The organism is Bradyrhizobium sp. GW821-FHT12B03, from assembly GCF_058807535.1.
In genome coordinates this window covers 146,148-163,234 of sequence record NZ_JBXAQU010000017.1, presented here as the reverse complement: position 1 = coordinate 163,234, position 17,087 = coordinate 146,148, and the positions used below count along the sequence as shown (strand labels likewise).

Here is a 17,087-nt window from a genome sequence, read left to right as displayed (position 1 = left end):
GACGATTCGGCCTATTGCCTTTGCAACAATTTCAGCCGGCAGCGCAGCGCCTCGCGGATGTGTGCGCGCGCAAGCTGTTCGGCTCTATCGCCGTCGCGCGCGGTGATGGCGTCGATGATGGCCTGATGCTCGCCGTGGCTGGTCGAGGGGCGTCCCGTCACCGTGAAGGTGGTCGGGCCGAGCAGAGCAATCCAGTCCTGTAGTTCGCGGGAGGCGTTGTCGAGATAGCGGTTGCGCGCCGCGCGGCAGATCGCCTCGTGGAAGGCACGGTTGAGCCGCGCCATCTCGCTGGCGTCGGTCCCGGACGCCTCGACGAAGGTCTGCTCGATGTCCCTGAGGGCGTCGATCTCCGTCGCCGAGGCGTGCTCGGCGGCAAGGCGCGCGGCGGCGCCTTCCATGATCTCGCGCATGGCGTACAGCTCGAGCACCTCTGATATATCGAGGTTGCGGACGATCAGGCCGCGGCCGCCGGCGGGCTCGACGAAGCCGCGTGCCGCGAGCCGGCCCAGCGCTTCGCGAACCGGCGTGCGGCTGACCTTCAGCCGCTGAGCCACTTCCTCCTCGCGGAGGCGATCGCCGGCACGGTAGCTGCCGGCCTGGAGGGCTTCGCAGAGTGAGCGGAACACCGCTTCACCCAGCGCGACGCCGGCGCCGCGCGCGATCGATCCTGCCTTTGCCGGGCGTCTGGCCATGCATCCTCGAAGCGCCAAGCGCATCCTGCCCATGCAGAGATGCCGGTTGCGCAGCTTCTGTATATCTTTGTATACAAAAGTACGCAATGGCGGACCGGTTGACCGAGGCTGCCGGCGGGCAGAATGTTTCCAACTTCGTCGCATCGGGCAGACGGCATGAGCAGCAAATACGACGTGCTGGTGATTGGCGGTGGCAATGCGGCGCTGTGCGCAGCGATTGCGGCGCGCCGTGGCGGCGCGTCCGTCCTGGTGCTCGAAGGCGCGCCGAAATTCTATCGCGGCGGCAACACCCGCCACACCCGAAACATGCGTTGCGCCCATGATGCGGCAACGGACATTCTGACCGGCCCCTATACAGAAGAGGAGTTCTGGGAGGACCTGCTGCGCGTCACCGGCGGGCAGACCGACGAGGTGCTGGCCCGTCACATGATCCGCGAGTCCAAGGATATCCTGCACTGGATCGTGGAGCAGGGCGTGCGCTGGCAGCCCTCACTCGGCGGCACGCTGAGCCTCGGCCGCACCAACTCCTTCTTCCTCGGCGGCGGCCGCGCGATGCTGAACGCGCTGTATCTGACCGCCGAGCGGCTCGGGGTCGATGTCGAATACGATGCCGAGGTCACGGACCTCGTGATCGAGGACGGCATGTTTCTCGCCGCGCGCCTCAAGCGGCCGATCAAGGGCGAGACCGAGATCCGCGCGACCTCGCTGGTCGCTGCCGCCGGCGGGTTCGAGGCCAATATCGAATGGCTGAAGCAATATTGGGGCGAGGCCGCCGACAACTTCCTGATCCGCGGCACGCCCTATAACCGCGGCTCGATCCTGAAGATGCTGCTCGACAAGGGCGTGCAGGAGGTCGGCGATCCCACCCAGTGCCATGCGGTCGCGATCGATGCCCGCGCGCCGAAATTCGACGGCGGCATCATCACGCGTCATGACTCCGTCGTGTTCGGCATCGTCGTCAACAAGCACGCGCAGCGTTTCTATGACGAGGGCGAGGACCTCTGGCCGAAACGCTATGCAATTTGGGGCCGGCTGGTCGCGGCACAGCCCGACCAGATCGCCTACATCATCTTCGACTCGACCGTCGTCACCAGCTTCATGCCGACGCTGTTCCCGCCGATCGCTGGCCAAACGGTTGCCGAGCTTGCCGGCAAGCTGGAGCTCGAACCGGCCGCGCTGGAAAAAACCATCACCGAGTTCAACGCCGCGGTGCGGCCCGGTACCTTCGACCACACCATCCTGGATGACTGCGTCACCGAAGGTATCACGCCGCCGAAGACGCATTGGGCGCGCAAAATCGCGACGCCGCCTTACCTCGCCTATCCAGTGCGGCCCGGCATCACCTTCACCTATCTCGGCACCCGCGTGACCAAGGAGGCGCGCATGCTGATGACGGACGGCAAGCCGTCGGCCAACATGTTCGCGGCTGGCGAGATCATGGCGGGCAACGTGCTTGGCAAGGGCTACGCCGCGGGCATGGGCATGACCATCGGCAGCGTGTTCGGGCGGATCGCGGGACGGGAAGCGGCACGCCACGCCAAGAACTAGAATGAAGAAAAGATAGGGAGAAACCATGTCACGCATTGTCATTGCTTCGATCGCGGCGCTGCTGATGGTCGGCCAGGCCCGCGCCGCCGAGCCGATCAGCTTGCGCGACATGGGTTCGTTCCATGTCGGGGGGCGTCTTGTCGAAATTTCCGGCAAGCCGGTGAGGGAGGTCGTGTTCGCGCCCGGCGGCGTGCCGGCCAAGGTCGATCCCAACGGCACCTATCAGGTCGAGCAGATGTACGTGCAGTATTTCCTGCCGGCCAACGAGAAGGGCGCCTATCCGCTGCTGCTGTGGCATGGCGGCGGACTGACCGGCGTCACCTACGAGACCACGCCTGACGGACGCGAAGGCTGGCTGAATTATTTCCTGCGCAAGGGATGGGCGGTCTACAATTCAGATGCGGTCGAGCGCGGACGGGCAGGCTGGGCGCAATACCCTGATATCTTCAAGGGCGAGCCGGTTTTCCTCACCACGGCCAATCCGTTCGAGCGCTTCCGTATCGGTGATGGGCCAAACTCCTACGATCCAGATCCCGCCAAGCGAAAGGTGCTGCCGGGCAACCAGTTTCCGGTCGAGGGCTACGAGAATTTCGTCAAGCAGAACGTGCCGCGCTGGACAACGACCGACGATGCGACCATCGCCGCCTATATCGCCGAGATCGATCGCGTCGGCCCCTCGGTGCTCCTGTTCCATAGCCAGGCCGGCACTTTCGGCTTCAAGGTTGCGCAGGCCCGCCCCGACAAGGTCAAGGCGCTGATCGCAATCGAGCCGGCCGGCATTGGCGATCCCGCCAGGGCGGATGTGCTGAAGAACATCCCGACCCTCATCATCTATGGCGACTATATCGAACGGGACTCGCGTTGGCCCAAGATCCGCGCCAACGGCATCGCCTTTGCGGAGGCCATCAAGGCGGCGGGCGGCAGTGTCGACATCGTCGACCTCCCGCAGGCCGGCATCAAGGGCAATTCGCATATGGTGATGATGGACAAGAACAACCTCGAGGTCGCAGCCCTGATCCAGAAATGGCTCGAGGGTAAAGGCCTGACGAAGTAAAGCCATGCACGGAACCCGAATTCTGGACGAAGCCGACCGCCTGATGACGGTCTGCAATTCCTGTCGCTACTGCGAAGGGCTATGCGCGGTATTTCCCGCCATGGAGATGCGGCGCGCCTTCTCCGACGGCGACCTCAACTATCTCGCAAACCTCTGCCATTCCTGCGGCGCCTGTTACGTCGACTGCCAGTTCTCGCCGCCGCACGAGTTCAACGTCAACGTTCCGAAGACGCTGGCGGTGGCACGCGCCGAATCCTATGCGGCCTATGCCTGGCCGCAGGCGCTGTCGGGCGCCTTTGCACGCAACGGCCTCGTCATCAGCATCGTCGCCGCGCTCAGCATGGCAGCGTTCATCCTTGGTTTCGCCGCGCTGAACGACCGCGGCGTACTGTTCGGCGTCCAGACCGGGCCGGGCGCGTTCTACAGACTGATGCCGCATAATGCGATGGCCGCGCTGTTCAGCGTCGCATTTCTCTACGCCATTCTCGCGCTGGTCATGAGCGTGCGCGCGTTCTGGCGCGACATCGGCACGCCGATCGGCGGCCGCGCCGATGGTGGTTCGATCGTCCAGGCGATCCGCGATGCCGGTGAGCTGCGCTATCTCCATGGCGGCGGCGTCGGCTGCTACAACGAGGACGACAAGCCGACCGACCGGCGCAAGCTTTTCCATCACCTGACGTTCTACGGCTTTCTGCTGTGCTTTGCCGCGACGTCGGTGGCCACGCTGTATCACTATTTGCTCGGCCGCGAGGCGCCTTATCCGTGGTGGGATCTGCCCGTGGTGCTGGGCGCGCTCGGCGGCATCGGCCTCATTGTCGGACCGGTCGGGCTGTTCGTCGCGAAATCACGCAGGGCTCCGGAGCTGCTCGACGAGCAGCGCTACGGCATGGATGTCGGCTTCATCGCCATGCTGTTCCTGACCGGGCTCTCCGGCATGCTGCTTCTGGTCCTGCGCGAGACCCCTGTCATGGGGCTGCTGTTGGCGTTGCATCTCGGCGCGGTGTTCGCGCTGTTCATCACCATGCCCTATGGCAAGTTCGTGCACGGCATCTATCGCTTTGCGGCGCTGGTGCGCTATGCGCAGGAGCGGCGTAGCGAGGCCGGCTCTTGAGAGTTAGATGGTCGAAAGCGGCCGTCGCGCAGGTGCGCGGTAGAGAGAAGAAGTTCGGCTCCCGGCCTGGAGGCTCGGCGGCGCGTGAGCGCAGCAATTGCTCTTGAAAATTGCTATCAATTGGTCTATTTTGATAGCATTGCAGTCAGTCTCCGTTGGACGCCATCATGGCCGCTGTCACCATCCGCAACCTCTCCGAGGAAGCGCATCGCGCCCTGAAAGTCCGCGCGGCACAGCACAATCGAAGCGCGGAAGCGGAAATGCGCGCCATTCTGGAGGCCGCAGTGCGTCCCGAGGGCCGGCTGCGGCTCGGCACCGCTCTTTCGGAGATGAGCCGGAAGATCGGCCTCACCAACGCCGACGTCGAGGCACTTGAACGTGGCCGCGACGCGCGTCCCGCTGAGCCGCTTCGCTTCGAATGATCCTGCTCGATACCAATGTGGTCTCCGAGGCTATGAAGCCCGAACCGCATCCATCGGTCCGTGACTGGCTCGACGCCCAGGCGGCCGAGACGCTGTTTCTCTCCAGCGTCACCATCGCCGAACTGTTGTTCGGCATTGCCGCGTTGCCGCGCGGCAAGCGAAGGGACAGGCTGGCAGTTGCGCTCGACGGCGTGCTGGACCTGTTCGCGGCCCGCATTCTGCCCTTTGATACCGCCGCGGCGCGGCGCTATGCCGATCTCGCCGTCAAGGCGCGCGCGGCCGGGAAAGGCTTCCCCACGCCCGATGGCTATATCGCGGCGATCGCCGCCGCGCACGGGTTCGCCGTGGCATCGCGCGACACGAGTGCGTTCAACGCTGCCGGTCTGACGATGATCGATCCCTGGGCCGTGACCAGCTGACAAGGTGTCGGGCGGGCGCATCACGTTCCGCGAAATCGGCGACCGCCGGATGGATGTCGTCCGCGAGCGCCGCGATCGGCTTGCTGCGGCTGGCATAGTCGATGCTGAGCGTTGTGAAGCCGCTCCCTAGGAGCGACCGCTCAAGGCTTTTCATGGATGCCGAGGTCCGTGCGATGCCATGAAGCAGGACCACTCCCGGGCATCGCGCGTCGCCTGATTGAGGCGCCTCGTGCATCTGGCTTACGCCACCTCGCGCTCCGGCGAGGACGCCTGCTCGCGGGCCATCGTCGTCGCCGTGACATAGTCGGTCTTGCCGGTGCCGAGCAGCGGCACCTTGTCGACCACCATGATCGCCGCGGGAACGGTCAGCTCGGAGGCGCCGATCGCCTTGGCCTGGGCCTGCATCGCGCTGCGCTCGGCGGTCTTCTCCGTCGTCAGCAACACGATGCGCTCGCCCTTGCGCTGGTCCGGAATCGACACGGCAACCGAGCCGGCTTGCGGCCAGAGCGTCGCAGCGATGCTCTCGACCGCCGACAACGAGACCATTTCGCCCGCGATCTTGGCAAAGCGCTTGGCGCGGCCCTTGATGGTGATGAAGCCGGCCGGGTCGATTGCCACGATGTCGCCGGTGTCGTGCCAGCCCTCGGGGAGCACTTCGAGCACGCCGGGATTTTCGGCCCGCAAATAGCCGAGCATGACGTTCGGCCCGCGCACGGAGAGGCGTCCGCCTTCCTCGATGCCGGGGACCGGATCGAGCTTGCTCTCCATCAGCGGCGAGAGGCGGCCGACGGTGCCGGGGCGGTTGGCCATCGGCGTGTTCATCGCCAGCACCGGCGCGGTCTCGGTGACGCCATAGCCTTCGAGGATGCGGATGCCGTAGCGCTCCATGAACACCTGCCGCGTCCGATCCTTGACCGCTTCGGCGCCGGCGATCACGAGGCGTAAGGTGCGGAAATCGTAGGCATGCGCCGAGCGTGCATAGCCGGTGAGGAACGTATCGGTGCCGAACAGGATGGTGGCGCCGGTCTGGTAGATCAGCTCGGGCACGATCCGGTAGTGCAGCGGCGAGGGGTACATGTAGATCGGAATGCCCGCGAGCAGCGGCATCATCATTCCGCCGGTCAAGCCGAAGGAGTGGAACACCGGTAGCACGTTGAACACCTTGTCGTTGGCGTTGGCATCGACCCGCGCCAGCGCCTGTGCGGCGTTGGCCAGGATGTTGCGGTGGGACAGCACCACGCCCTTGGGCGTGCCTTCCGAGCCTGACGTGAACAGCACGACGGCCGGATCGTTGGCCTGGCGAGCGACGCGCGGTGCGGTGCCGGCGAGCAGGCCCTTGATCTTGTCGGCGGTGCCGATCGAGGCGCGGACGTCCTCGAGATAGACGACGCGCGCCTCGGCGGCGATCGCGGCCATCAGCTTGTCGAGCTTGCCCTTCTCGATGAAGGCTTTTGAGGTCAGCACGGTCTTGACTTGTGCGGCCTTCATGGCGGCGAGGACGTTGACCGGGCCAGCCGAGAAGTTGAGCATCGCCGGCACCCGGCCGATGTTTTGCAGCGCCATGAAGACGACGGCGACGCCTGCGGAATTCGGCAGCAGCACGCCGACATTCTCGCCGACGGCGGTGCCGGTCTCGAGCTTGCGGCTCAGGACCTGCGCTCCGAGGATCAGCTTGCGATAGGTCAGCTTGGTGCCGAGCGCGTCCTCGACGATGACCTTGCCGGTGTCGCGGTCGCGATAGGCGTGTCCGAGCGCTTCGAACAGCGTGTGGTCGAGCATGGCGTTCTTGACCATCGCATCGATCATCACGTCCTGAAGCGCGGCGCCTGCGGCGTTGCGGCGCGCCTTGCCCTTCAGCGCCGGGTCGACCGGGAGCTTGACCGGCGGCAGGATCGTGACCGTCACCCGCGGAAACCAGGAGCGCTTGATCTGGCTAGCGTTGAGATAGCTGAGATGCGAGCGCTGCGCGCCTTCGATGCGCACCGGCACGACCACGGCGTCAGCCTTGTCCGCGATCATCGCGGTGCCGTCATAGACCTTCATGAGCGAGCCGGAGACGGTGATGCGTCCCTCCGGGAAGATCACCACCGGCTCGCCGGCGGCGACCAGCTTGATCAGGTCGCGCGCGGCCAGCGGCTTGGTCGGGTCCATCGTGTAATGCTTGACCACGCGCAGGAACGGCTTGGCCCACCAGGCCTTGGCGATGCCGGTATCCACCGCGAAGCTCGCGTCGATCGGCAGCACGGCGTGCAGCAGCGGGCCGTCGATCAGGCTGACATGGTTGGGCGCGATCAGCATGCGCGTGCCCGGAGGCGGGAGATTTTCGAGCCCGCGAATCTCGGTGCGGAACAGCGCGCGGAACAAGAGGCCGCCGAAGTCGCGCACGCCTTCCTTGCCCCATTTGGTCAGCACGAACCACACCGCGCCGAAGCTGGCGAGGCCGAGGCCGAAGAAGATCCAGCCGACATGCAGCCCGCCCGCCTGGAGCAGCGCGACGAACAGCGAGCCGACCACCATGAAGGCCGCCTGCAGCACGTTGCCAGCGGCGATGATGCGGGCGCGCTCGGACGGAGCCGACCAGGCCTGGACGGCGGCAAAGGAGGGGACGACAAACAGGCCGCCACCGAATGCGAAGGCGACGAAGTCGACCAGCATGCGCAGGCCTGCGAACGAGGTTGCGAAGTCGAGCGCGGTGATGTCCTGACCCTTGGCGGTCACGGCGATGGCCCATGCGAGATCGAGGCCGGCACATCCCATGATGATGGCGCCGATCGGCACCAGCGCGAGATTCGGGCGAACGTGGCTCAGGCTCGCCGCAAACAGCGAGCCGATGGCGATGCCGATCGCGAAGATGGCAAGACACAGCGTCACCACGCCCTCGGTACCGCCGACGACCTCCTTGACCAGCGCCGGCAGCAGCGACAGCACGATGGCGCCGACCAGCCAGAACCAGGAGACGATCACGGTGCCGTCCCACAGGCGATGATCGGCATGCAACGTCCTGAGCAGGCTGACCGTCGAGGTCCAGGGGTTGGCATCGACGGGCAGGTCAGGTGCGGAGGGCGTCGTCTGCGGAATGCGCGAGGCGAAGGCCCACGACAGCAGGGCCAGAACGACCACGGCCGAAGCGACCCAGCCCATATGCGCCGAGCCGGCCACGAACTGGCCGCCGGCGACGGTGCCGAGCAGGATGGCCATGAAGGTCGCGCCTTCGACCAGCGCGTTGCCGGTTGCGAGCTCGCCGAGCTCAAGCTGGTCCGGCAGCATGGCATATTTCACGGGGCCGAACAGGGCGGCGATGATCCCGAACAGCGCGAGCGCCGCGAACAACAGCGGCACCGAGTGCAGGAAGAAGCCGGCGGCGGCGAAGCCCGCGGCGAAGATCTCGGCGAACTTGAGCCGCCTTGCGACGACCGATTTGACGTATTTGTCGGCGAGCTGTCCGCCGAGCCCCGACAGGATGAAATAGGGGAAGATGAAGACGGCGCCTGCCACCGTCACCAGGGCATCGCCGTGGCCGGTCACGGCGCTGTAGAGCAAGATGATGACGAGTGCGTTCTTGAGCACGTTGTCATTGAGCGCCGAGAAGAATTGCGCCCAGAACAGCGGCGCGAAGCGGCGTGACGACATCAAATCCCTGATCATGACCAGTCCTGTTTTGGAAAATCAGCCTGAGGTTGTTACGTTGTCGAGAAGGCGTCACGACCGGAAGCGTATGGGACGAACGATGGCCGGATGACGACGGTCGCCGGCCTGCTCAATCCCCTCGGTCCCTCCGATCCTTTTGGTCTCCAAGTGGTCTCGTTAGGTTCGCAAATATCCGGGCGCGGCCGCAGTTCGGGCGCAAAGGCCGCACTTACCGGGTATCGAGCCGGCGATGAGGAAAAGCTGAATCGCACCGCCGAGGGCCTCAGAATCCGTTGCGAATGTCGGGACATGGTAATTCCTTCCTTGCAACCGGATATTGCATTCGAGCCGACCGGAACGCGCCGGCTGCGCCGTCCCTCAGGTGAGATGAGCGAGGTGGCGAAAGGGCGAGAGGCGGCCGAGCAGGCTGAACCGGCGGCCTTCGCGACGGGCGCGGGAGCGATTCGCCCGCCACATCCGGAAGGTCGCGCGGCGCTCAGTCAGCACGCCTGCAATGTCGCAGGCATTGGCGATGCGATCGATCGGCGCCATCGCGAGCTTGAGGGCGGCCCGGCCAAGGCCGGTCACGAGAGCTGCGGCGTCATCAACGAAGGTGGTGGCAATATCAACAGCGAGGGTTTGCATTTTGCAGGTCTCCAGGTTAATTTGAACAATGTTCACATGAGTAGCTTGAAAATGAACAATGTTCAAGAAGAATCGCTGCGAGACCAAAAAAAAGTTCGCAGGCGGCTGCGGATCCTGCAAAGCGCCCGGGGCATTATTGCAGCTAAAGGATTGAAATCTCTCAAAGTTCGTGATGTGGCGGATGCCGTCGGCTGCTCGGTCGGCAGTGTCTACAACGAGTTCGGCGACTTCGACGGGGTGATCCTCACCGTCAACCGGGAGACCGTTCAGGCGCTCTCGGCGCGGCTGCGCGAGGTTCCGGCCGAGGACCCGGTTCGCCAGCTCTACGGGCTTGCCGAGACCTATCTCGAATTCTTCGCGGAGCACGCCAATTTGCTGCGTTCGCTGTTCGAGCATCGGATGGAGGACGATCGCCCCTATCCGGACGACATCCTTCAGATGGTGATGGACGCCTTCGCACTGATGCACCCGCCTCTGGTGCGGCTGCTACCGGATGCGGATGACGTGAAGATTGCGCTGCTGTCGCGCACGCTGTTTTCCGCCGTGCACGGCATCATCTCGCTCGGCCTCGAGGAGCGCATGGTGGCCGTGCCGCCGCAGATGCTGCGCCAGCAGGTCGAACAGTTTATCGACGCGCATCTCGCGGGTCTCGGAATTCTGCCGGTCGGCGCAAGGTCACCATGATGAGAAGTCGCGCAGCCGCTACCACGCATATCGCAGGCTGGCAGTGCCGGCATAAGTGGTGCTGTGGGCGGCGAACTCGCCGTCGAACTTGGCCGACAGGGCAACGCCGTTCGAAAACTTCAGCTCGGCGCCGGCAGACGCAAGCGTGGCGTCCTTTGCCGGCGTTGCGCCATTGACGATGAAGCTCGCGCCGGGCAGCGCCTGGAACGCGGCGACGAGCGCCGGATCGCTCACCCAATCATGCGCCCAGGCCGCACGGCCGCGCAACGTCAGGACCGAATTCGGCGTGACCAGCGCCGCGCGATCGAAACGCGCGCCGAGCTCGCTCCGTGTGTCGGAGGCGGTGCGTCCCTGATAGGTCAGACCGAAGCCGCTGCCGGCCAGATCGGTCTCGGTATAAGTGGGCGTACGGAAAACCTGCGCCTGCACCGCCGCATATGGCGTGACGCCGCCGATCGGCGTGGCGAGGCGATAGCCACCCTCGATGCGGCCGCCGACGGCTTGAGCGTCGAATTTCGCGGTGAGCTGATTGCTGAACGGTGCGAGGGGATGAAGCGGCTTGCGGACGGCTGTCAGCCTCGCGCTGCGGCAGCTTCGCGCGGCCGCGACGCGACGACGACGACGTCCGGTCTGCCGCTGTCGACCTGAACCCGGTTGCGTCCCTTCTCCTTGGCCCGGTAGCAGGCTGCGTCCGCGCGATGCATCGCCTCTTCCAGCGTGGTATTGCCGTCGGCGATGCAGGCAACGCCGATGCTGGCGGTTACCGCAAAGCACCGATCGTCCCAGGCGAAGCTGAACAGATCGAGCGAGGTGCGCAGCCGTTCGGCGATATCGACGGCGTCGAAGGGCGAGCACTGTGGCAGGATCAGGCCGAATTCGTCGCCGCCGAGCCGGGCCACCAGATCATGCGGGCGCCGGTTCTGTTGCAGGAGGCGCGAGATCTGGCAGAGCAGGCGGTCACCAGCCAGATGGCCGCAGCTGTCGTTGACGTTCTTGAACTGGTCGAGGTCGAGCAGGATCAGGCCCAGCGCGCCTGATGCAATATTGTCCAGCTCGCCTTGCAGGCGCGCCTCGAAGGCGCGGCGGTTGGCAAGGCCCGTCAGCCAGTCATGCGAAGCCTGCCAGGCCAGGCGCTCCTTTTCGGCACGCAGGGCATCCTCGAACGCCTGTCGTTGCAGCACCAATCGTCGCGTGTGCCAGATCAGCAGCAGGATCAAGGTCACGGCAGTGACGATGTTGATGCCGGTCAGCGTCAACTTGATGGCGCGGGAGCCTTCGCCGAGGACGGTGGAGAAGCGGTTCGCATGCACCGTGAACTGGGAGTTGAGCTCCGAGAGCCGCGACGACAGGAATTGCAGGCGGCCGCTGTCCTGAACGGGGCCTTTCTCCAGCTCGGACCGGATGACCTCACCGAACACGCTCAGCTCCAGCAGCATGGGATCGGTGGCAGTCCACTCGCGGATCGCCTCCTGGAGGAAGCTGACGCGGTTGAAATAGCGAAACAGCCAGATCAATCCCGGAACGTCATCGGGATGGTTGCCGCCCTGCAGGAAGCCGATGCGGGCCGCCTCGACGTCGACCGGATCGCGCTCGAGCGCCCAGCGTGCGAACTCGTCGCCGATGGGAACGGCGAGCGAGGTTTGGTATTGCGCGAACTGGCCCGGTTCGCCCGAATGCAGATAGCCGTTGAGGAAGTAGACGGCATTCTTCTGCGAGCGCGACCACAGCGCTTCGCCCGCGACATAGGCGCGGACCGACGACATCACCTCGAGGCTGAATCCCGCAATCGCCGCCTGGAGCACGACGACCATCACGAAAGGCGAGACGAGCTTGATGACGTGAAGGAAGCTGTGCCCCTTCGTCGAAGACGCTGTTCTGCGAAGCACCCTGCGTTTCCCCAAATCGATCAACGACCCCAGCGGAGCGTTGCGCCTGCAACGCCAAGTAGAGGAGAAGGTTGCTTAACTCGACCTGAAAGATGCGGGGGACTGCACCGCAGGGTGAAGGCGTTGTGAAGCGGAAGCGTGCAGATCGTTGCAAATGCCGACAAACCGGAACCAAAGCGGTATCGGCGAACCAATGCCTCGCATTCGCCCTGCGCGGTTTACTTGATTGATAGAGTTGGGGCCGGGGCTTAGACCAGCACCGGCTTGCGCACGCGGCCGACGTCGCCGAACACGCGCAGGTAACGCTCGATCTCCGAGGGGAGGCCGGTTGCCTTTTCCGGATTGTCGGAGAGCTTGACGGCCGGATGACCGTCGGCCGACGACACCTTGCAGACCAGCGAGATCGGATCGAGATTGAACGAGCCGTCCGGGGTGCAGCCGACGAAGTCGTTGGTGAGGTTGGTGCCCCAGCCGAAGGAGAGCCGCACCCGGCCGGTGAAGTGGTGATAGGTCTCCTCGATCGAGCCGACGTCCATCGCGTCGGAGAACACGAGCAGCTTGTCCCTGGGGTTGCGACCCTTCTTCTCCCACCAGGCGATGATCTCTTCGCCGGCCTGGATCGGCGGCGCGCTGTCGGGGCGGAAACCGGTCCAGTCGGCGACCCATTCCGGCGCATCGCGCAGGAAGGCTTTGGTGCCGAAAGCATCGGGCAGTGCAATCAGGAGGTTGCCGCCATAGGTCTGGCGCCACTGATCGAGGATGCGATAGGGCGCCCAGCGCAATTCCTCGTCGTCCTTGGCGAGCGCGGCGGCGACCATCGGCAGCTCATGCGCGTTGGTGCCGATGGCTTCGAGGTCGTTGTCCATCGCGAGCAGCACGTTGGAGGTGCCGATGAAGGACGAGCCCAGGCCTTCCTTCACGGCCTCAACGCACCAGCGCTGCCAGAGGAAGCCGTGGCGGCGGCGGGTGCCGAAATCGGAGAGCCGCAAATTCTCCAGCTTGCGCAGCCGCTCGACCTTGGTCCACAGCTTGGCCTTGGCGCGAGCGTAGAGCACGTCCAGTTCGAAGCGGCCGCGGCCCTTGATCGCGGCACGCGAGCGCAGCTCGTTGAGGATCGCGAGCGCCGGGATCTCCCACATCGTGGTGTGGGTCCACGGCCCGTGGAAATGGATCTCGTACTGGCCCTCGACCTTGCGCAACTCGTATTCGGGCAGGCGGAATTCGGCCAGCCAGCGGATGAAGTCCGCCGAGAACATGTGGGTCTTGCCGTAGAAGGTGTTACCGGCAAGCCAGATCAGCTCCTTCTTGGTGAAGCGGATGGTGCGGGCGTGGTCGAGCTGGGCGCGCAGCTCGCCCTCGTCGATGATCTCGGCGAGGCGTACATGGCGCGAGCGGTTGATGACCGAGAAGGTCACCTGCCGATTCGGGTAATCCTCCCGAATCATCTGTAACATCAATAGCTTATAGAAGTCGGTATCAAGCAGGCTGCGGATGATGGGATCCAGCCGCCAGCTGTGATTGTAGGTCCGGCTCGCAATGTCGGTCACGGTCATGGCCGAATTCTAGCGTGACGGCCCGCGCGCAACCAGTGGGTTTGGCGAAGGGCTGGCCACCGCACGGCACCGGGCGAGGGGGCTGCGGATCGGTCACGTCAGGGGCGGCAAAACAATTCCTTGGTCCGGCGCAGCGGCGCCGTCAGCCTCCAGGAGGTCGAGCTTCGGACCGCCGCCAGTTGCGCCCGCGCGTCGTCTCTCTCCGCCAAAAATCCGTGTCGTTCGGCCGCAACGGGCTGAAGCGCTGCCAGGGCCGAATCGCGCTCCGCCGTGACCCAGTCGCGCATCACAGCGTCCTCCCGCCACAGGCTGAACTGGCGGGCGAACGCCTGGCGCGCATGAGCGTCCAGTCGTTCGCGCAAAGGCGCGGTCATGGCATCCGCCTCGACCATCCTGAGCCGTGTCGATGGATTGCTGATCCCGGCATAGTGGTGAACGATCGGGTCGGGCACGGTGGCGAGACCGGGAATCGAATTCCAGGCAGTGTCGAGACGCGCGACACCGGACCGGTTCGGCTCGTCGGGACGATCCGGTCCGAGCCCCACGCATTCATCGTAACCGAGAAGGTGGAGCATGGTGGCCTGGTCGAACCAGGGATGCGGGAATTCGTTGGCCTCCCAGACCCGCCTGAAAAATTCGCGTGACCAGTCGTGCACACGGATCAGCATGACTCCGGAATTGTAATGCGGAACGAAATTCGTGGCCAGGATCTCGGATGTATCCGGACCGTGCCAGGCCATGTGCAGATGGGCATCGTCGACTGCCGCCGTCCTGACATCGACGTCGTTGCGAAGCACGATGGCGTCGACGTCCATCCAGAGCACGAAGTCGAAATTGTCTTCAAGCGCGGCTCGGATCACTTCGATCTTCAGCCATCCGCGCGGACGTTTCCAATCGTCTCCATGAATGACGCGCTCCTGATAGCCATGCGCCTCGGCGAATGCCTGCATGCGGGGAACGGTGAGGGCGGCGAGCGGTTGCTGAACGGAGTCGTAGGCAGTCAGAAGGCACACGCTTGGCCGCATGGAAACTCTCCGGAGGATCGTGCGACCTCGCGCCCCGCTACATCGCGTCGAACTGCCCGGTGAGCGTGACGCGTGGGCCGTGGGTGTAGCGGTCCGGCGTGAGATTGTAGCGGGACAAGCCGGCCTCGTTGAACAAATTGATGAATGCGTCGAGCCGATAGCCTGCGCCGAGCTTCAAATTCTGCGTCAGCCAATAGGACACGCCGACCTGGATGTCGGCGCTCAGCACGCCGGCAAACAACCGATCGCTGCTCGTGTCGAGCGTGTCCGTGACTGGGAAGACGCCGGAGAGATAGGACGGCGTGACCGAAGACAGGCTCCTCGCGCTGCTGACCGACTGTTGCCGGCCGAGCAGCAAGGCGACGTCGCCTGCATAGTCGAACGACCATTTGCCGGCGAATGGAACCGAGCCTTCGACGCCGATAAGGGGCCCCGCGCCAAGGAAGCTCGCGCGCGTATCGTACAAGTTCGAGGTCGTGCCGGAGTAGCCGGTGACCGCAGGAAATCCGGGCACCACGATCGGAGCGAGGCCGCTGAACGTGGCGACCGCAACGTTCGAGTTCGAGCTCCGGGTGACGAATTCGGCAATGCGAACGCCGCCCTTCAACTGAAGCACGCTTGGCCCGCTGCCGGCGATGTCGCGTCCGACAGCGAGATCGGCGAGCCAGTGCGTTTCCTTGTAGGCCGCGCCATAGGTGCTCGTTGCTGTTGCGCTGGCACCGCCAAAGGCGATGGTTTCCGAGGCCGAGTCCAGGCCGGTGCTCTTGCCTCCCTCGCCGTAGCGGAACTGGCCGCTGATGTGCCAGGGAGAGCCCGCGAAGCGATAGTCGAAGCCGATGGCGGCTTCCCACCCGACCTTGGGTGTCAGGTCGAACTGACCGGTGAGACCGTAGAAGCTGGAGATCGGATCCCCGCCGCTGAAGATTGCGCCGCCTTCGATCCAGGCCCTGAACAATGCAGGACCAGCAAGCGGCGGCGCCTTGACCGGGAAGTCGGCGGCGTAGGCCTGCAACGGATTTTTGGATTGTTGCGAAGCCGCCGACACGGCCAGGAACGCCGAGTTTTGCGGGCGCGATCGGGCCGAAATCTTGGCAGGCTCGCTTGCCGCATGCGTGCTCTGTGTCTTCAGCCGCGCATTCTCTTCGATCAGCCGCTGATTCTCGCGCAGCGCGGCGTTTTCCTTGCGGATCGCAGCGTTCTGCCGCTCCAGTAATTCGAGGCGGGCATTGACGTCTTCGAGGTCTCCGGCGGCGGCGCTCGTGACGGTCAGTACCGCGGTCGTGCCGAGCATGACCGCAAGAATCTTCTTCATGGTATTCACCTCGTCCCACCAGTTGCGCGACCGTGACGCGGTATCGCGGTCCGCACATCAACCGTTCGGTTGGGCTCGGCCGATCATCGCGCCGGATGCGCATTTCGGGACTCTGGTGTGGCCGATGGGACGCAGCCGGCGCGTTCAGTTGCCCGCGGCCGTCGCCGCCACGGTCTCGAGCTGGCTCCTGATCCAGCGATGGGCCGGGTCTTTCTGGTAGCGCTGGTGCCAGACCATGAACATCGGCAGTTCCGCCAGCGTGCGCGTGCGCGAGGCCAGTGGTATCCGCACATGTGCAAAGCCGCGCATCACGCCGGAGGCCAGCAGGCTCGGCATGCTCGCCAGCATCTGCGAGCCGCGCAGGAACGACGGCACGCCGGAAAAGCTGGGAACCGAGATCGCGATGTCGCGGTGGAAGCCGTTCGCCGCCAGCCGGCGGTCGAAGTCGAGCCGCTCGTTATCGGTATAGACCACGGTGACGTGGCGCGCTGCGAGATAGGCGCTCCGGCCGGCGGGCGCCGTGCGTGCCTTGGGATCGAAATAGCAGACGTAGTGATCGCTGAGCAGGCGCTTCTGCACGATGTCGACGCCGGACGGCGGCAGCGGCGTGATCAGGAGGTCGCAGCGGTTCTCGCGGAGCATCGCAGGCGAGGGCGACTGCGAGGGGATCACGCGCAGGTTCAGGCTCCTCACCTGGTCGGCGACATGGCCGAAGAAGCGCGGCAGCAAGAGATCGCGCTGGAAATCGTTGGCCGCGATCGTCAGCGAGAGCTGGGCCTGGGCCGGCGCGAAGCTGACGCCGCCGGCGAAGCTGCGCATCTCGTCGATCAGCGCGCGCGCCTTCGTGGCCAATGTTTGAGCATGCGCGGTGGCGACGATGCCGCGGCCGGATTTGGCGAACAGCGGATCGCCGGCGATCCGCCGCAGCTTGTTGAGGCCGTGGCTGACCGCCGATTGCGTCAGGCCGAGCCGCGTGGCCGCCGCCGTGACCGAGCCTTCCTCCAGCACGGCCAGGAACAGTTCGAGGGCGCGGCCGTCGAGGGCCAAATGATCGATTTTTTTCATGGAATTTATTATAATCGATCTATTTATCTTGAGAATAGACCGTT

At 64.8% G+C, this 17,087-nt stretch carries 14 protein-coding genes; 6 read left to right on the top strand and 8 right to left on the bottom strand.

The window, feature by feature from the left end:
* Positions 1-11 precede the first annotated feature (11 nt).
* Positions 12-692, bottom strand: a complete 681-nt coding sequence (locus tag AC1RUR_RS28145) for a GntR family transcriptional regulator (protein ID WP_492850064.1) — start codon at positions 690-692, stop codon at positions 12-14.
* A 156-nt stretch (positions 693-848) separates the two neighbouring features.
* Here AC1RUR_RS28145 and tcuA point away from each other — a divergent pair, with 156 nt between their 5' ends.
* From tcuA to AC1RUR_RS28120, 5 genes are all read left to right on the top strand, one after another.
* Positions 849-2,240, top strand: coding sequence for an FAD-dependent tricarballylate dehydrogenase TcuA (gene tcuA / locus AC1RUR_RS28140; RefSeq protein ID WP_492850062.1), 1,392 nt, complete (start codon positions 849-851; stop codon positions 2,238-2,240).
* 25 nt (positions 2,241-2,265) lie between these two features.
* Positions 2,266-3,294 carry an alpha/beta hydrolase gene (locus tag AC1RUR_RS28135; protein WP_492850060.1) on the top strand — a complete coding sequence of 343 codons (1,029 nt, stop codon included), beginning with the start codon at positions 2,266-2,268 and terminating at the stop codon, positions 3,292-3,294.
* A 4-nt stretch (positions 3,295-3,298) separates the two neighbouring features.
* Positions 3,299-4,405 carry a tricarballylate utilization 4Fe-4S protein TcuB gene (tcuB, locus tag AC1RUR_RS28130; RefSeq protein WP_492850058.1) on the top strand — a complete coding sequence of 369 codons (1,107 nt, stop codon included), beginning with the start codon at positions 3,299-3,301 and terminating at the stop codon, positions 4,403-4,405.
* Between the two features lie 167 nt (positions 4,406-4,572).
* Positions 4,573-4,827 carry a FitA-like ribbon-helix-helix domain-containing protein gene (locus tag AC1RUR_RS28125; protein ID WP_492850118.1) on the top strand — a complete coding sequence of 85 codons (255 nt, stop codon included), beginning with the start codon at positions 4,573-4,575 and terminating at the stop codon, positions 4,825-4,827.
* Complete coding sequence (locus AC1RUR_RS28120) at positions 4,824-5,246, top strand: type II toxin-antitoxin system VapC family toxin (protein WP_492850056.1); 423 nt, start codon at positions 4,824-4,826, stop codon at positions 5,244-5,246. The genes AC1RUR_RS28125 and AC1RUR_RS28120 overlap by 4 nt, the downstream gene beginning before the upstream one ends.
* 240 nt (positions 5,247-5,486) lie before the next feature.
* On the opposite strand, the gene AC1RUR_RS28115 is transcribed toward AC1RUR_RS28120, so the two are convergent.
* Positions 5,487-8,891, bottom strand: coding sequence for an acyl-[ACP]--phospholipid O-acyltransferase (locus AC1RUR_RS28115; protein ID WP_492850054.1), 3,405 nt, complete (start codon positions 8,889-8,891; stop codon positions 5,487-5,489).
* 678 nt (positions 8,892-9,569) lie between these two features.
* On the opposite strand from AC1RUR_RS28115, the gene AC1RUR_RS28110 reads away from it, so the two are divergent.
* Positions 9,570-10,202 (top strand): TetR/AcrR family transcriptional regulator, encoded by a 633-nt coding sequence (locus AC1RUR_RS28110; protein ID WP_492850116.1) that lies wholly within the window; start codon positions 9,570-9,572, stop codon positions 10,200-10,202.
* Between the two features lie 18 nt (positions 10,203-10,220).
* Here the strand turns inward: AC1RUR_RS28110 and AC1RUR_RS28105 are convergent, their stop codons facing one another.
* The 6 genes from AC1RUR_RS28105 to AC1RUR_RS28080 all read right to left on the bottom strand — a co-directional run bounded on the left by AC1RUR_RS28105 (position 10,221) and on the right by AC1RUR_RS28080 (position 17,043).
* Positions 10,221-10,778 carry an autotransporter outer membrane beta-barrel domain-containing protein gene (locus AC1RUR_RS28105; protein WP_492850114.1) on the bottom strand — a complete coding sequence of 186 codons (558 nt, stop codon included), beginning with the start codon at positions 10,776-10,778 and terminating at the stop codon, positions 10,221-10,223.
* A complete protein-coding gene (locus AC1RUR_RS28100; protein WP_492850052.1) occupies positions 10,775-12,088 on the bottom strand; it encodes a GGDEF domain-containing protein in 1,314 nt (437 codons plus the stop codon). The genes AC1RUR_RS28105 and AC1RUR_RS28100 overlap by 4 nt, the downstream gene beginning before the upstream one ends.
* 248 nt (positions 12,089-12,336) lie before the next feature.
* Positions 12,337-13,641 (bottom strand): nicotinate phosphoribosyltransferase, encoded by a 1,305-nt coding sequence (gene pncB / locus AC1RUR_RS28095; protein ID WP_492850050.1) that lies wholly within the window; start codon positions 13,639-13,641, stop codon positions 12,337-12,339.
* 98 nt (positions 13,642-13,739) lie between these two features.
* Positions 13,740-14,666, bottom strand: coding sequence for a putative nucleotide-diphospho-sugar transferase (locus tag AC1RUR_RS28090; RefSeq protein WP_492850048.1), 927 nt, complete (start codon positions 14,664-14,666; stop codon positions 13,740-13,742).
* 37 nt (positions 14,667-14,703) lie between these two features.
* The gene (locus AC1RUR_RS28085; protein ID WP_492850046.1) at positions 14,704-15,978 is read right to left on the bottom strand and encodes an Lpg1974 family pore-forming outer membrane protein; all 1,275 of its coding nucleotides are present in this window, start codon (positions 15,976-15,978) and stop codon (positions 14,704-14,706) included.
* Between the two features lie 144 nt (positions 15,979-16,122).
* Positions 16,123-17,043, bottom strand: coding sequence for a LysR family transcriptional regulator (locus AC1RUR_RS28080; protein WP_492850044.1), 921 nt, complete (start codon positions 17,041-17,043; stop codon positions 16,123-16,125).
* Positions 17,044-17,087: the final 44 nt, after the last annotated feature.

Excerpts from the sequence above, each read along its gene's own strand:
- tcuB (WP_492850058.1), top strand. The coding sequence starts at position 3,299 with ATGCACGGAACCCGAATTCTGGACGAAGCCGACCGCCTGATGACGGTC.
- AC1RUR_RS28110 (WP_492850116.1), top strand. The coding sequence starts at position 9,570 with ATGAACAATGTTCAAGAAGAATCGCTGCGAGACCAAAAAAAAGTTCGC.
- tcuA (WP_492850062.1), top strand. The coding sequence starts at position 849 with ATGAGCAGCAAATACGACGTGCTGGTGATTGGCGGTGGCAATGCGGCG.
- pncB (WP_492850050.1), bottom strand. The coding sequence starts at position 13,641 with ATGACCGTGACCGACATTGCGAGCCGGACCTACAATCACAGCTGGCGG.
- AC1RUR_RS28120 (WP_492850056.1), top strand. The coding sequence starts at position 4,824 with ATGATCCTGCTCGATACCAATGTGGTCTCCGAGGCTATGAAGCCCGAA.
- AC1RUR_RS28125 (WP_492850118.1), top strand. The coding sequence starts at position 4,573 with ATGGCCGCTGTCACCATCCGCAACCTCTCCGAGGAAGCGCATCGCGCC.
- AC1RUR_RS28085 (WP_492850046.1), bottom strand. The coding sequence starts at position 15,978 with ATGAAGAAGATTCTTGCGGTCATGCTCGGCACGACCGCGGTACTGACC.
- AC1RUR_RS28145 (WP_492850064.1), bottom strand. The coding sequence starts at position 692 with ATGGCCAGACGCCCGGCAAAGGCAGGATCGATCGCGCGCGGCGCCGGC.
- AC1RUR_RS28080 (WP_492850044.1), bottom strand. The coding sequence starts at position 17,043 with ATGAAAAAAATCGATCATTTGGCCCTCGACGGCCGCGCCCTCGAACTG.
- AC1RUR_RS28090 (WP_492850048.1), bottom strand. The coding sequence starts at position 14,666 with ATGCGGCCAAGCGTGTGCCTTCTGACTGCCTACGACTCCGTTCAGCAA.
- AC1RUR_RS28115 (WP_492850054.1), bottom strand. The coding sequence starts at position 8,891 with ATGATCAGGGATTTGATGTCGTCACGCCGCTTCGCGCCGCTGTTCTGG.
- AC1RUR_RS28135 (WP_492850060.1), top strand. The coding sequence starts at position 2,266 with ATGTCACGCATTGTCATTGCTTCGATCGCGGCGCTGCTGATGGTCGGC.